Source organism: Acinetobacter sp. WCHAc060042 (genome assembly GCF_003231195.1).
In the GTDB taxonomy this organism is placed as follows: Bacteria; Pseudomonadota; Gammaproteobacteria; order Pseudomonadales; family Moraxellaceae; genus Acinetobacter.
Genome location: NZ_QKVN01000006.1, coordinates 66797 through 81015, shown reverse-complemented (window position 1 = coordinate 81015; position 14219 = coordinate 66797). Strand labels below are relative to the sequence as shown.

17 protein-coding genes are annotated in these 14219 nt (G+C 42.1%); 5 read left to right on the top strand and 12 right to left on the bottom strand.

Features of this window, described 5'->3' with window-relative positions; genetic code table 11:
• Window position 1: 1 nt before the first annotated feature.
• Window positions 2-661, bottom strand: a complete 660-nt coding sequence (locus DPG01_RS04170) for an SAM-dependent methyltransferase (protein WP_171327349.1) — start codon at window positions 659-661, stop codon at window positions 2-4.
• Window positions 662-746: 85 nt separating this feature from the next.
• Here DPG01_RS04170 and DPG01_RS04165 point away from each other — a divergent pair, with 85 nt between their 5' ends.
• Both DPG01_RS04165 and DPG01_RS04160 read left to right on the top strand, forming a co-directional pair.
• Window positions 747-920 (top strand): DNA gyrase inhibitor YacG, encoded by a 174-nt coding sequence (locus DPG01_RS04165; RefSeq protein ID WP_086209648.1) that lies wholly within the window; start codon window positions 747-749, stop codon window positions 918-920.
• A 166-nt stretch (window positions 921-1086) separates the two neighbouring features.
• Window positions 1087-1266, top strand: a complete 180-nt coding sequence (locus DPG01_RS04160) for a hypothetical protein (RefSeq protein ID WP_110974278.1) — start codon at window positions 1087-1089, stop codon at window positions 1264-1266.
• Between the two features lie 50 nt (window positions 1267-1316).
• Here DPG01_RS04160 and DPG01_RS04155 read toward each other — a convergent pair whose 3' ends face one another.
• The 5 genes from DPG01_RS04155 to DPG01_RS04135 all read right to left on the bottom strand — a co-directional run bounded on the left by DPG01_RS04155 (window position 1317) and on the right by DPG01_RS04135 (window position 5752).
• Window positions 1317-1961 (bottom strand): MBL fold metallo-hydrolase, encoded by a 645-nt coding sequence (locus DPG01_RS04155; protein WP_086209650.1) that lies wholly within the window; start codon window positions 1959-1961, stop codon window positions 1317-1319.
• Window positions 1962-1973: 12 nt separating this feature from the next.
• Window positions 1974-2996, bottom strand: a complete 1023-nt coding sequence (hemH, locus tag DPG01_RS04150; RefSeq protein WP_110974277.1) for a ferrochelatase — start codon at window positions 2994-2996, stop codon at window positions 1974-1976.
• Between the two features lie 69 nt (window positions 2997-3065).
• Complete coding sequence (locus tag DPG01_RS04145) at window positions 3066-4091, bottom strand: DUF4062 domain-containing protein (RefSeq protein ID WP_110974276.1); 1026 nt, start codon at window positions 4089-4091, stop codon at window positions 3066-3068.
• A gap of 132 nt (window positions 4092-4223) precedes the next feature.
• Window positions 4224-5093 (bottom strand): glutamate racemase, encoded by an 870-nt coding sequence (murI, locus tag DPG01_RS04140; protein WP_110974275.1) that lies wholly within the window; start codon window positions 5091-5093, stop codon window positions 4224-4226.
• Between the two features lie 47 nt (window positions 5094-5140).
• Window positions 5141-5752, bottom strand: a complete 612-nt coding sequence (locus DPG01_RS04135; protein WP_110974274.1) for a DUF1285 domain-containing protein — start codon at window positions 5750-5752, stop codon at window positions 5141-5143.
• A 191-nt stretch (window positions 5753-5943) separates the two neighbouring features.
• Here DPG01_RS04135 and DPG01_RS04130 point away from each other — a divergent pair, with 191 nt between their 5' ends.
• Window positions 5944-7656: an electron transfer flavoprotein-ubiquinone oxidoreductase gene (locus DPG01_RS04130; RefSeq protein WP_110974273.1), complete on the top strand. Its 1713-nt coding sequence runs from the start codon at window positions 5944-5946 to the stop codon at window positions 7654-7656.
• Window positions 7657-7808: 152 nt separating this feature from the next.
• Here the strand turns inward: DPG01_RS04130 and DPG01_RS04125 are convergent, their stop codons facing one another.
• Together DPG01_RS04125 and tusA are read right to left on the bottom strand one after the other, a co-directional pair.
• Window positions 7809-8336 (bottom strand): hypothetical protein, encoded by a 528-nt coding sequence (locus tag DPG01_RS04125; protein WP_110974272.1) that lies wholly within the window; start codon window positions 8334-8336, stop codon window positions 7809-7811.
• Between the two features lie 72 nt (window positions 8337-8408).
• Window positions 8409-8666, bottom strand: a complete 258-nt coding sequence (gene tusA / locus DPG01_RS04120) for a sulfurtransferase TusA (protein WP_086209657.1) — start codon at window positions 8664-8666, stop codon at window positions 8409-8411.
• A 213-nt stretch (window positions 8667-8879) separates the two neighbouring features.
• On the opposite strand from tusA, the gene DPG01_RS04115 reads away from it, so the two are divergent.
• The gene (locus DPG01_RS04115; protein WP_086209658.1) at window positions 8880-9719 is read left to right on the top strand and encodes an HlyC/CorC family transporter; all 840 of its coding nucleotides are present in this window, start codon (window positions 8880-8882) and stop codon (window positions 9717-9719) included.
• On the top strand, window positions 9716-11275 hold the full coding sequence (gene lnt, locus DPG01_RS04110) for an apolipoprotein N-acyltransferase (protein WP_110974271.1): 1560 nt from the start codon (window positions 9716-9718) through the stop codon (window positions 11273-11275). The genes DPG01_RS04115 and lnt overlap by 4 nt, the downstream gene beginning before the upstream one ends.
• 66 nt (window positions 11276-11341) lie before the next feature.
• Here the strand turns inward: lnt and DPG01_RS04105 are convergent, their stop codons facing one another.
• From DPG01_RS04105 to gspF, 4 genes are all read right to left on the bottom strand, one after another.
• Window positions 11342-11680, bottom strand: a complete 339-nt coding sequence (locus tag DPG01_RS04105) for a tRNA-binding protein (RefSeq protein WP_110974270.1) — start codon at window positions 11678-11680, stop codon at window positions 11342-11344.
• Between the two features lie 160 nt (window positions 11681-11840).
• Window positions 11841-12176 carry a hypothetical protein gene (locus DPG01_RS04100; RefSeq protein WP_086209661.1) on the bottom strand — a complete coding sequence of 112 codons (336 nt, stop codon included), beginning with the start codon at window positions 12174-12176 and terminating at the stop codon, window positions 11841-11843.
• Between the two features lie 282 nt (window positions 12177-12458).
• Window positions 12459-12896 (bottom strand): type II secretion system major pseudopilin GspG, encoded by a 438-nt coding sequence (gene gspG / locus DPG01_RS04095; RefSeq protein WP_086209809.1) that lies wholly within the window; start codon window positions 12894-12896, stop codon window positions 12459-12461.
• A 33-nt stretch (window positions 12897-12929) separates the two neighbouring features.
• A complete protein-coding gene (gspF, locus tag DPG01_RS04090) occupies window positions 12930-14135 on the bottom strand; it encodes a type II secretion system inner membrane protein GspF (RefSeq protein ID WP_004692652.1) in 1206 nt (401 codons plus the stop codon).
• Window positions 14136-14219: the final 84 nt, after the last annotated feature.

The following is a 14219-nucleotide window of genomic DNA, read 5'->3' as shown; positions in this document are numbered from 1 at the left end:
TTTATTCAGCTTGATCTGAAGATTGCGCCTGTGAGTTCAGACCTTGCAAAGCCTGAAACACGTCAAAACGTGTGCAATACCCTTCAGGTTTGGTGATGATCAACTGTTGGCAGAGCTCGCCTCGTTCTAAATATTTAATTTCAAAATGCGTACGTGCAGAATGATCCGCAATGCGCTCTTTCACAAACGGTAATTTCCATACCTCAATCAACTGTTGCTGTGCTTCTTCGATATATTCTGGAATATTGCTGGCTAGAGTGATTTGTCCACCCACTTGTAAACGTGAAATCAGAAATTCAAAAAATGGCATATTCAACCAGCGTTGCGCAGGATTATGCGGTTCAGGATTCGGATAAAGAATAAAGAACTGCTCAACTTGCTGTGGCTGCAAAGCATGCACCACCCACGGCAGAGCATCGGCATGTACCAGTTGTAAATTCTGCTGACCTTCCAAGCCATGTTGTTTCTGCATCGCTACAAACTTTTCACGGGTTCGCTCAACCGCAATCAGCTTTTTCTCAGGGTGATTGGCCGTAAACAATAAGGCATGTTTACCCTTGCCCGCCCCAATTTCCACACAAATAGGATCACGGCTGATCATTTTGAAATCACGAGGGGCTTGCATACGCTGGGCTTGAAATTGACGAATTGGCATAATCAGATCAAACTAAGAAAAAACCGCATCAGTCTAACAACTGCCAACGTTTTTGCCTATTTCAATCCGAAAATTTTATCTGGAGCACATCATGCCACATACGTTTCCATGCCCGCGCTGTGGTGAAATGAGCCAATGGGAAGATAACGCCTTTCGTCCTTTTTGTTCAGAGCGTTGTAAGCTAATTGACTTAGGCGCATGGGCAAACGATGAATATCGCCTCCCAACACAAGATGCTCCACAGGCCGATAATTCTGAAGAATAATCTGCCTTATTTCATGATATTTTTCATATTTTGATGAGAATTGTTCACTATTTAATTGATCAATATTTATTCAAAAATAATATTCTTCATCTATAATCCTCCTTAGGTTTTTACTCACTCACATTTGAATAAATCATAAAAATAAACCTTATAGGAGGAGGAAAAGATGAATCTACTCAGTAAAATTATTGTCATTATTGCGTCTTTACTTTCGGTCAGTAGCTTGATGTTTGGCATCTATATACAAGATCTGTTGATCCTTTCGGTTGGGCTCTTATTCGCCTTATTCTCCATCGTGTTTGCTCTCGAAACTCAACACATTTTGAATAATCCATTTCGAAAATAAAAAAGTCAGCACCAGCTGACTTTTTTATTTTCAACTAGACAGCGAAACACTTAGCCTGCTTTTCCTGCCACAAAAGGGTTATGTTGTTTTTCAAAGCCAATAGTACTGATTGGGCCATGTCCTGAAATAAACTGTGTCTCATCAGGTAAGCTAAAGCATTCGCGCTGAATAGAGTCAATCAACTGCTGATGATTACCACGCGGAAAGTCGGTACGACCTATTGAGCCTTTAAACAACACATCGCCTGTCCACAGTAATCCATAGTTCTTATTATAGAACATCACATGACCCGGGGTATGCCCAGGGGCAAAACGCACTTCAAACTCTTCATTTCCCAGTTTAAGAACTTCTCCGCCTTCAAGCCATGTCGTGACATCTACCTTTTCCGGAATAGGAAAACCATAACGTTGCGAAACTTCTTGGATCATATCCAACCAAAAAGCATCTTCTTTATGCGGGCCAATCACAGGGACATCCCACAGTTTTTTTAATGCCCCGACTGCTCCAGCATGGTCTAAATGTCCATGCGTCAACCACAGCGCTTTTACTGTCAGACCCAACGCTTCGATTTCTGCTTTAAGTTTCTCAGGCTCTCCACCTGCATCAATTAAAATTGCTTCTTTACTGTCACTGTCCCAAACAATCGAACAGTTCTGCTGAAATGCCGTTACAGGCACAATTTTAACTTGCAACATAGCGTGTCAACCTCAATTCGTTTTGCTGGCTAATGTCTGTTTTAAGGCATCAAGATTAGCCTGAACCAAAGTATTGAGCAATTGCAAATGATCTCCGCGGCTGTTCAAGGCTGGAATATATTGATACCGCTCTCCACCGTGAGACAAAAACAATTCAGCATTCTGAATCGCCAATTCCTCTAAAGTTTCTAAGCAATCCGCTGAAAACGCAGGGCTCATAATTTGTACCGACTTCACTCCTTGCTCTGCCCATTCGGTCAGTAAGGCATCGGTATATGGTTTTACCCATTCTTGCTTGCCAAAGCGAGATTGGAAACTGATGGCCCATTCATTCTCTGCCAGTCCCAACTCTTCTGCCACCAACCGCCCTGTGATGCGACAACGGTCGGCGTAGGGATCGCCTTTATCGGCATAAGGCTGTGGAATACCATGAAAAGACATTAACAGCTTTTCAGCCCCCCCATGTTCAGCACGGAAATCGCGCACACTTTGCGCCAAAGCCTGAATGTATAAAGGGTGCTGATAATAATCGCGAATAATACTCAACCCCGGCAAATTGCGTTGTTTGGGAATCCACTTCGCGAAAGCATCATATAAAGGCGCGCTAGATGTTGCAGAATACTGCGGAAACAAAGGAAAAAGCACAATATGATCTTGAGGGTTTTGACTCAACTCAGCAAGCAAAGGCTGAATACCAGGATTGCCATAGGTCATCGCAGGGACGATATTCAATTCAAATTCGGGATTATCCACAAGAAGTTGCTGTTCTAATGCAGTAACTTGGGTTAGCAAAATCTCTCGCATTGGCGAGTCATTACCCCACACCATTTCATAAGCATGGGCAACACGCTTCGGACGAAACGGCAAAATAAATAAACGAAGAATAATCTGCCAAAGCGGTTTGGGAATTTCAATCACACGCGAATCAGATAAGAACTGATCTAAAAAGCGACGCACTGCGGAAGCCGTCGGTGCATCTGGCGTCCCCAAATTTGCCAAAATAACAGTCACTTTTGCTTTTGCTGCAGTAGACATTCAGCCCTCGTTGCTCGTTTTTGAATGTCCCTACTGTAACAGTTTTCCTTTCATTTTCTAAATGGATAACTACGAAGACTGAAATTGGAAAGCCCGATCATTTTCCAATAAATTACTCTCCAAAAGCTTACTGGCTTTTGGGGTCAACTGCCAAAGCATACGTTGGCGATCATCCCGACCCGACTGAACGATCCAATCATTTTGACGCATTTGCATTTTAATACTATGTAAGGCACGAATATTAATTTGTGAACGAGCAACCGCATGCGCACGTGGCATTTCTTGCCGTGCATCATTTAAACCCGTTTCATTTAAATATTCATTCATGCGTTTTGAAAAATACTCTTCAGGCGTTGGATGAATAAATGTCGAACCCAGAACCGAGAGTAACTGTGCCCAGGTCATCTGCTTTTGAATTTTCAGTTCCTTAAAGTTTCCATCCTGATAAGCATGCATCCGATAATCAAATACAAAAAACTCATGCATAGCTACTTTCGGCAATGTCAGGAATGGATCGACTTCGCGTTTACCTGCTTCGGTTTCTAACTGCATCACCTTCGCTTTGAGCTTATCTATCTCGTCATGCAATACTTGGGTATTCTGTGGACGAACCCAGCCCGATACAGGATAACGCTCCAACATCTGGGTCATATTCAAACGAACAGCCATCTCCAAATCACGCATCGTTCTATACGTAAAAACCTGATCAACTTCCTGTTGCAGTAGTTTTCTAAAATCTTTGAATTTTTCACGTAACTCAGGCTTGTCATCATGCAAATTAGGATCACGCGCATCTGGATCATCATGCATAAAGACAATAATCGGCTTTTGTTTGGTCACTGCATAAATGTATTCGAGATGCATATAGCCGACACCCGATACAGACTGCTCACCGTACTTGCTTCCAAGCAACAAAATGACATAGTCACAGTCATCAATCTGACGGCGTGCAAAAGCCGTTGAAAGTGGTGTCCGTTGTTCTAATCCCCAAGAAAAAAAACCCATGCCTACTAAAGTCTGGGCCAAAATCATCCGTTCTGGTTGCATTTCACTTCCAGAGGTCGTAATAAAAACTTGATAACGCTTATCGAGCATCGGTTATCCTCATTATTTTTCGCAGTATCCCATCCCCCAATTTTAACTAGATGGATACAGCGACTAACTCAAGCATGTTAGGTTTCAATTTTTTGACTATATATCAAAATACTAGACTCATTTTTATAAAAATCAATCCGATATATTCGAAATTGTCCAATTTAATTCTGGTTCAAGCAGAAGTTCTAAGATGGGTCTTAAACTTTCTGCGTTATTTCCACTGACAAAACATTCGATTCGAACATCATCAGCATGATTTTGTTCAAATAATAACTCATTTTTGATTAAAATACGGGCTGTTTGTCGTGCAACTGCCTGCCCAGAGTCAATTAATGTCAGTTTCTGACCAAAAATAGATTGTATCGCTATTTTCAAAAAAGGGTAATGGGTACAGCCTAAAACTAAGTAATCTGCGCCTTGATCGACAACAGGTTGTAAAATATCTTTTAAAATGGCTAAACATGCCGCACTCATCTGTGCGCCACTCTCAACAAAAGGCACTAAATCTAAACAAGTCACAGGAATTACGCTAACGCCCGAAGGTTGCGCAAATTTTTCGACGACGTCTTTGATGAGCTGTCCACGAAAAGTCGCAGGAGTGGCCAGTACAGCCACGGTTTTAGATTTACTTTGTAGTACTGCAGGCTTCAAGGCAGGAACAAGGCCAATAATCGGAAAGCTATCGCCATAATGTTCACGTAAATAATCCAAACTAAAGGCTGAAGCGGTATTACATGCTACAACGGCAACTTTACAGCCTTGGCGGTACAACCATTCAATAGCATGTGCAGACAGCTCTCGAATATTTTGGTCATCACGTGGACCATAAGGCACGTGTGCAGTATCGGCAAAATAAATAAAGCGTTCATTCGGCAAATGCTTGGCAATTTCTTGAGCGATGGATAAGCCACCTATTCCCGAATCAAATATCCCGATTGGCGCATCGGCTGTCGCTTTTGGCATGGGGTTGATCAGGGGAAATAAGGGCTGAATGGCACTCATGAGGACTCGTTGCAGTATAAAGTTAAAAGATCAATCAAGCTTAAACCTCAGGTGCCTAATTGCAATAGCAAATCACCACTTTGTAAGCACAGTTTAGCCTGTCCATCTGCATCGTCGCTTAGCTCACCCATTTCCACCAAATGAAAAAAAGCAGCACGCTGAATCAGTGCATTGATGCCAAAGCGAACATGCACATAAGGACGTAGCTCTCCTTGGAAGGTACGCATAAAAATGGGATGGGCTTCATCGACGATCACCACATCCTGTGTAGTCGTGGTCAGTTGTAGGTAGATTTTTCCTGCAATTTCGACTTGATCGACCTGATTGACAAATAAAGGCTCATCTTCAACCTCGATTTCAATCTGCTCGACAGGGGTTTTGAGATAAAACTTATCTTCTTCTTTCCAAAGTACCGTTGCAAATAGCTCAATCATGGCTGGGCGTTTGATCAATTGACCTTCGTGCCACCATTCTCCATTGGCCAAAACCTTCAAATCCATTGCGCCACAATGCTTTGGGTGCCATTGATCTAAAGGAGGGATTGACCTTTTGTGACCGGACTGTCCATCTTTTATGTATTGTGCAATATCAGTTAAGTTTTTATTATCAGCAATAGCTACTTTTTTCGTCGGATTTGCTGAGTTGTGCTGCTTATCCATAAAATTCATGCCTGTCTGACGGAAAAATAATATGATTCAGCCAATTGGCTAGAACTCGGTTTAAACCTATACTAGCTCACAATATAAAAGACACGATGATAAATTTTGTGTCTGGGAACTAAGAACACTCATGGCAGCACCGTTCTTTGAGTCAAAACGGTTGCCACCTTTAACCATATGAGGAGTCCTACATGGAACACATCGAACGTGAATCGATGGAGTTTGACGTAGTCATCGTAGGCGCAGGCCCTGCTGGCCTTTCTGCTGCGATTAAAATTCGTCAACTTGCAATTGAAAACAACCTTAATGATCTGTCCGTTTGTGTCGTAGAAAAAGGCTCTGAAGTTGGTGCGCATATCCTTTCAGGTGCTGTGCTCGAACCGCGTGCGATCAATGAGTTGTTCCCAAACTGGAAAGAAGAAGGCGCGCCTTTAAATGTTCCAGTAACTGAAGATAAAACCTATTTCTTAATGTCTGCTGAAAAGTCACAAGAAGCGCCGCACTGGATGGTTCCTAAAACCATGCACAATGATGGCAACTATGTGATTTCACTTGGTAACGTAGTGCGTTGGTTAGGCCAAAAAGCTGAAGAATTAGAAGTTTCTATTTTCCCAGGTTTTGCTGCATCTGAAATTCTTTATCATGCTGATGGTACGGTTAAAGGCATCCAAACCGGTGATATGGGAATTGGTAAAGATGGTGAACCAACACATAACTTTACCCCAGGCTATGAACTACATGCCAAATACACGATTTTTGCTGAAGGCTGCCGTGGTCATTTAGGTAAGCGCCTGATTGCCAAGTTCGATCTCGATAAAGATGCAGACCCTCAACACTATGGTATCGGCATCAAAGAACTATGGGAAATCGACCCTGCGAAACACAAGCCAGGTTTGGTGATGCACGGGGCAGGTTGGCCTCTAGCTGAAACAGGTTCTTCTGGTGGTTGGTGGTTATATCACGCTGAAAACAACCAAGTCACTTTGGGTATGATCGTGGACTTATCTTACGAAAACCCACACATGTATCCATTTGCAGAAATGCAACGCTGGAAAACGCATCCACTGATTAAGCAGTATCTTGAAGGTGGTAAGCGTATTTCTTATGGCGCACGTGCTGTAGTGAAAGGCGGTTTCAACTCACTGCCGAAGTTTAGCTTCCCAGGTGGTTCTTTAATTGGTGATGATGCAGGCTTCCTAAACTTCGCTAAAATTAAAGGCTCTCATACGGCTATGAAGTCTGGCATGTTGTGTGGCGAAGCGGTATTCGAAGCGATTCAAGCAGGCGTTGAAAAAGGTGGTGATCTTGCCATTGCACGTGTGCTTGAAGGTGAAGACTTCTTTGCAAAAGAGTTAACCGCTTATACAGACAAGTTCAACAACAGCTGGTTAAAAGAAGAGTTATATCGTTCTCGTAACTTTGGCCCAGCAATGCACAAATTTGGCACGTTCGGTGGTGGTGCATTTAACTTCATCGACCAAAATGTGTTTAAAGTCCCGTTTACATTGCATGACTTAGTGCCTGACTTCAGTACACTGAAAACTGTAGATGCGGCAACATTTAAGCCGAACTATCCAAAACCAGATGGTAAGCTGACTTTTGACCGTTTATCTTCAGTATTTGTATCGAATACCGTACATGAAGAAAATCAGCCAGCACACTTGAAACTGACTGATGCTTCTATTCCTGTAAATATAAACTTACCAAAATGGGACGAGCCAGCTCAGCGCTACTGCCCTGCTGGTGTTTATGAAATTATGGAAGAGAATGATGGTTCGAAGCGTTTCCAAATTAACGCGGCTAACTGTGTGCACTGTAAAACATGTGATATTAAAGATCCGTCTCAGAACATTACTTGGGTAACTCCTGAGGGTGGCGGTGGTCCGAATTACCCGAATATGTAATTCCTTGCGACACGGCAAAGCGGTTACTTTGCTAACCGTGTCTCATACCCGAACATGTAATGTTAGAAAAGGCTTACGCTGAGGCATATTTCCGCACAGATGATCTCTTTTAGATTAAAAAAATCCCTTCAGCACTGAAGGGATTTTTTTAATTAATAGGCATCTGACTTTCTGCTAAAAACCATCACCGTTGGCCCTATCGCAGTATGCCCAACTCCATGATCTTGATAAATTTCAATCCGATAATTATCACACTGATAGACATATTTATTTTCAACTTGTTTCCAGCCGTTTTGCGCCACCTGAAATCTTTTTAAGACTCGACTTTTAAAAACATCTAAATCGGTTTCATACGTCGCAAGTGGCCCATCTAAAAAACTTAAACTGTATGAAACAATCATTTTAGAATGTGGGTCATAACGAATATGCTGAACCCAGCTCACACCTGCTTTTTTAATTGGTGTATCCACACCTTGTGCAAATTCAAACTGATAATTATCACCCCCTAAAATAACCGTTTTTTCGGTGGGATGGTGCTGTTGAAATTCACGAATATGCTGTCCAATTTTTAAACCTGCAACATTCATTGTTCTTACAGGAACTTCACAAGATTTTGCCCAAGAAATTGAACAAAATAATGCAAAAAGATGAGCCCATAAGAATACAGTTATTTTTTTCATTCTGATTTGCTTGGATGAACGTTATTTCTTTTTCTCTACTCAAGCTCATTTTAAAAGACCAAGACAAATCTCCTAACCTTTTTTAACCAAATAATGAAATTCCTTATTGCCATTTTCATCTAAACGTTCTTCTTGTAATAACAATTCATGCCCAAGATGCATACAAAATTTGGGAATATCCCAAGAAGTTGAATTGTCCGTTGCAAACACCTCAACCACATCCCCCGATTTAGACTTGCGAATGGCCTGATGCAGCATCATCACAGGTTCAGGACAACGTAAACCACGGGTGTTTAATTGAATGCTTGGGCTTCGTTCCAAATCAGACATATTCAAACTCAAAAATTTAAAAACCTGCCAATTTTAACACAACTCACCTTTCTACATTTCAATTCAATCACCCTTCGACGGCTCAAGTCTGCTATTTCAAAACATTTGATCTGATCATTCACTCAATCCTTGCTTAATTACAATAGACAACTGTGTTTTCTACGGTATGATAAAATTAAGTTTTTTAGATATTAAGCGTCTTTAGGAAAGATCATGCACGAGGAATCAGGCCCGTCGTGGGGAATGCGTGGCTTACGCAAATGGTTAGGTACCGCGCCAGAAACTCGCGATGAACTGTTAAAGTTAGTTCAAGATTCACGTCGTTTTTTAGAACCCGACACTGTTGCGATGTTAGAAGGCGTATTAGACCTTCCAGCAACCAAAGTCCGCGAGGTCATGACACCGCGTACATCCATGATCAGCCTACAAGAAGATGATGAGTTACTCGACATTTTACATACTTTGGTTGAGTCAGCACATTCACGTTTCCCTGTCTTTTCATCAGATCAACCTGACAATGTCGTTGGCATTTTGTTAGCGAAAGACTTATTGCCTTTCTTGACTGAACCAAACAATAAAGTGGATATACGTGCGCTAATGCGCCAGCCTTTATTTGTGCCTGAAAGTGCACGTTCAGACCAAGTGCTTCGCATGTTGAAAAATACCCAAACGCATATTGCAGTGGTGATTGACGAATACGGTACAACCTCAGGTTTGGTAACGCTAGAAGACATTTTGGAAGAAATTGTCGGTGAAATTGAAGATGAACACGACAAAATTGATGAAGAAGCGGAATATATTATTCCTGACAATGACCCAACCACGGCAAATACCTGGCTGGTTCAGGCACTTACACCAATCGAACACTTTAACAATCTTTTAGATGCAGACTTTTCTGATGATGAGGTTGAAACTGTGGGCGGTTTATTGCTTCAAGAAATTGGTTTAGTGAGTGATTTACAAGGTCAGGTGATTGATCTTGGAAATTGGGAATTTACCATTGTAGAAGCAGATGCACGTTCTATTCATCTGATTCGAGCCGTTCGTAAATGAGAGCTTACTTTGACAAACTGTTAACCCCTACTTCACAACAAAAACAGTTACCTTTAATTTATCCGCTTTTAATTGCCTTATTTTCTGGTGCTATTTTTAGTTTTGCACTAGCTCCGTATTACTATTGGTGGCTGGCAATTCTATCCCCAGCACTGCTCTATGCGACTTTACGCAAACGCAGTGCAAAGCAGGCCTTTGGCATTGGTTGGGCCTATGGTTTTGGCCTATGGTTCGTGGGGGCTTTTTGGCTCTATACTTCCATTCATGTCTATGGCGATACCAATAGTGCCTTAAGTGTCGGCATGATCGGGATTATGGCCTTGGTCATGGGCTTATTCACGGCTGTCCAAAGCTTTATTTACCGCCGTTTTTTCCCTGAAACACCACTGACCTTCGCCCCGCTTTGGGTGCTTTTTGAATGGGCAAAAACGTGGGTCTTCACAGGCTTCCCTTGGCTGTTTGCAGGCTATGCCTTTACCGAACGTTTACTGGATGGTTATGCGCCATTATTTGGTATCTTCGGGGTGTCGTTTGTGGTCTTGGTTTTGGCCTGTGCACTGGTCGAAGTTTTAAACCGCCGCATCTTCTGGGTCATTCCTTCTGCCTTATTGGTACTTGGTGCATGGGGTGCATCAAAAATTGAGTTCGTCTCCGCAAAAAATACGCCACCACTATCGGTTTCTTTAATTCAGGGCAATATCCCGCAAGACTTAAAATGGCTCACTGAATATCAATTGAAAACACTCGGAATCTATGCCGATTTGACTAAAACAGAATGGGGACGTGACCTCATTGTTTGGCCTGAATCCTCTATTCCGATGTTCCAAAGTGATATCGAACCCTTTTTAGCTGCGATGACTGCGCAAGCCAAGAAAAGTAACACGGCGTGGGTCACGGGTATTCCGTATTGGGATATTTCAGGCTCTGAAGCGGCAGGTCGCCCCCTATACTACAACAGCATTATGGCCAATGGTGCTGAAGCTGAAGGCCTCTATAAAAAGCAACGTTTGGTGCCTTTTGGTGAATATATTCCGCTATCTGGTTTACTGAAATGGGTCTTGCCAGCTATGCAAAATGATCCGTCGATGAGTGGTTTCTCACGTGGCGAGCAACAGCAAAAACCGCTGTCTATTCATCAGCAGCATTTAGGTGCTGCGATTTGTTATGAAGTGGCTTATCCGAACTTGACGCGTCGCAATGCCAGCCAAAGTGATTTCTTGGTAACGGTTTCCAATGATGCATGGTTTACAGGAACCGCAGGCCCTTTACAGCATTTACAAATGGTTCAAATGCGTGCCAAAGAAAATGGGCGCTGGTTTATCCGTGCCACCAATACAGGTGTGACGGCATTTATTGACCATCAGGGACATATCGTAAAACGTGCTCCGCAAGATGTGGCAACCGTACTTCGTGGCGAACTACCTGCCATGCAAGGTCAAACACTATATACCCGTTTAAGTGACTGGCCAATTTTAGGTTTTTCAGTCTTTTTACTGATCTTGGGTTGGATCTATCGTCCACGTAAAGTCGATGTATCGTTTAAGTCCCGTCGATGATTCCTATTGTTAAATCAGACTTTTCCAAAGAAAACCCAAGCTGCGCTTGGGTTTTTTCTTTTTCAGCTACAGTAACTTGGTGCCTACTGGAACATCTATATCAGGCACACACAGCACCACGCCTGCATCTGAATCATGAAAGCCTGTCACTAAGCACTCAGACTGGATAGGACCAATTTGTTTCTTCGGAAAGTTAACCACTGCTACCACCAATTTACCCAATAACAGTTCAGGTTGATAACGCTCGGTAATCTGTGCACTCGATTTCTTAATGCCAATCTCATGACCAAAGTCGACATGTAAAATATAAGCAGGCTTACGTGCTTGCTCAAAGACTTCGGCCTGAATAATACGTCCGACTCGGAGCTCGACTTTTAAAAAATCTGCCCAATCAATCTGTTCCATATTTCACTCTATCTTTATATTTTTTACAGTATAGAGAGCGAACACTAGGATCATATACGACGAAACAGACAAGCGATCCTATCTTTCTGCCATTCTTCATGACGCAATAAAAAACCGAGCGTATATGCTCGGCTTTTTATCACAACGATGCATGTCAGTATTAAATTTGACTGACCAAATAGGACACCATACCGGCTAAAAAGAGCATCGGGGTATAACGATAAACCATAACTACTTTTTGTTCTAATGCTGTAATCTGTACTTGATCGAGTGTGAGTACGGTTGCTTTTAAAGCGGACCAAAAGCTCAAAACTGCCCATGTGCTGAACAGACTGATTGCAAAGAAGCCTACCATAATTTGACTACTGCCTTCAGTCGATTGCCAGAGACTTAAAACACCTTGAGCAACAGGAAGCATACTCAAAATCAAAAGAACAGATTTGAGCATCGACCAATGGAATTGGCTAACGTCATCCAACAAGGTTAATGCTTTCATTCTATTCTCCTCAGGCAAATCAGTTGCCATTAAGAACATTATGCAAGGATTTAAATAAATAAAAAGCCTATTTTTATCCATAATTTACATTATTTGTAATCAATAAATATGGGAATAATTCTTATTATAAATCTCAACCATTATTATTATATTTAATATTTTAAAATCAAAAACTTAGATATTAATTTTAAATTAAGATGTATTATCATTACAGTGTCTATTGGCATAAGCTATGCACTGTAATGATATATTCAATTAAAGCCAATATATAATAATTCTCAATTAAGGTTGATACTGAATATCAGCATTGGTTTCTTCACCACCTTGTTGTCCATCCGCACCAAAAGAATATAAATCAAATGGTCGTCCATCGCTCCCAGGTGCAACATATTGAATGTCATTGTCCCAACTGTCTTTGGGATATCCACCTTTCACATAACCGCCTGGCAACCAATTTTTTGCAGACTCAGGCTTATTCACCAAAGCGTCAAGTCCACCCTCTTGCATCGAAGGGTATTTACCATTGTCCAATTTATATTGATCCAATGCTGCGGCAACCCCTTTAAGCGTAATAACGGTGGTATCCACTTTGGCTTTTTCACCGCGTCCCATCACATTAGGAACAATTAAGGCTGCCAACACACCTAAAATAACAATCACCACCATAACTTCAATTAAAGTAAAACCTGAAGCTTGGCGTCTATAGATTTTTGATTGCATGTGAATTTTCTCTTCCATCTTATATTTTTAAAATTAAATCATATTGTTCATGTTGACGATCGGTAGCATCACGGCAATCACAATCACCAAGACAATGCTTGCCATCAAAACCAACATCAATGGCTCAAGTAAAGCCAGCAAGGTCGATATCAGCGTTGTCACTTCTCGGTCTTGCATGGTCGATGCGCGCTCTAACATCCGATCCAATTCACCCGAGGTTTCACCACTTTTAATCATTTGTACCATCATCGGTGGGAAATAACCACTACGCTCCAACTGGGTCGCCAGGTTTCCACCTTCGGTCACTTTTTCTGCGGCATGATTGACCGCATCGCGAATCACCCAGTTATTACTCACTGCCGCGCCAATTTTTAACGCATCCACCAAGGGCACACCTGACTGGGTCAAAATCGACAAGGTGCTGGCAAAGCGTGCAGCATTTATACCACGCGAAAGTTTACCGAATAATGGCAGTTTGAGCGTTAAGCGATCAAAGGCATAATGCCCTGCTGTGGTTCTTAAAAATCGCAATAATAAGCCGATGCCTAACACACTGCCCACCAATAAAAACGGCCATGCCACGCGAATAAAATCACTGGCTTTCATCAAAGCCACAGTAATCCATGGTAAGGCATCTTTGCTTTGGTCAAAGGTTTTGACAATGTCAGGCACCACATAGGTCATGAGTCCCATCACAATGGCAAAAGACATCAGCATTAAAATAATCGGGTAAATCATCGCGCCTTGGATTTTCTTTTGCATCGCAAAGCGGTTTTCAGTGTAGTCTGCCAACTGATCTAAAATTAAGTCCAAATGTCCCGAACGCTCGCCAGCGGCAATCGTGGCAATGTACAACTCTGGAAAACGCCCCGACTGCTGTAAACCTTGTGCTAATGAATGACCTTCCAATACTTTAGAACGGACTGACATCAACAGGTTTTGTACGTGTGCTTTTTCTGACTGCTTTCCGACCGCACGAATGGCTTCTTCCAAAGGAATGGCCGCAGCGACAAGGACAGAAAGTTGACGTGTCAATAAAGCCAAATCATAAGCGGTAATTTGTTTTTGAAACCATGTTTTGCTGCTGTGCTTATCTTTTTGTTCAACAGGATCAACCGAGACTGGAATCAGCGCTTTATCACGAAGTTGTTGCCGAATTTGACGCGCTGAATCCCCTTCGAGCACGCCTTTTTGCTGCTTTCCTGCGGCATCGAGTGCGGTAAATTGATATGCTGGCATGATTACGCTTTCTAATTGTCCATTTAGTTATTTGGTGCTGTTGCATGTCAGCATCAAAATCATTCATATTCTAAGTTATAAATT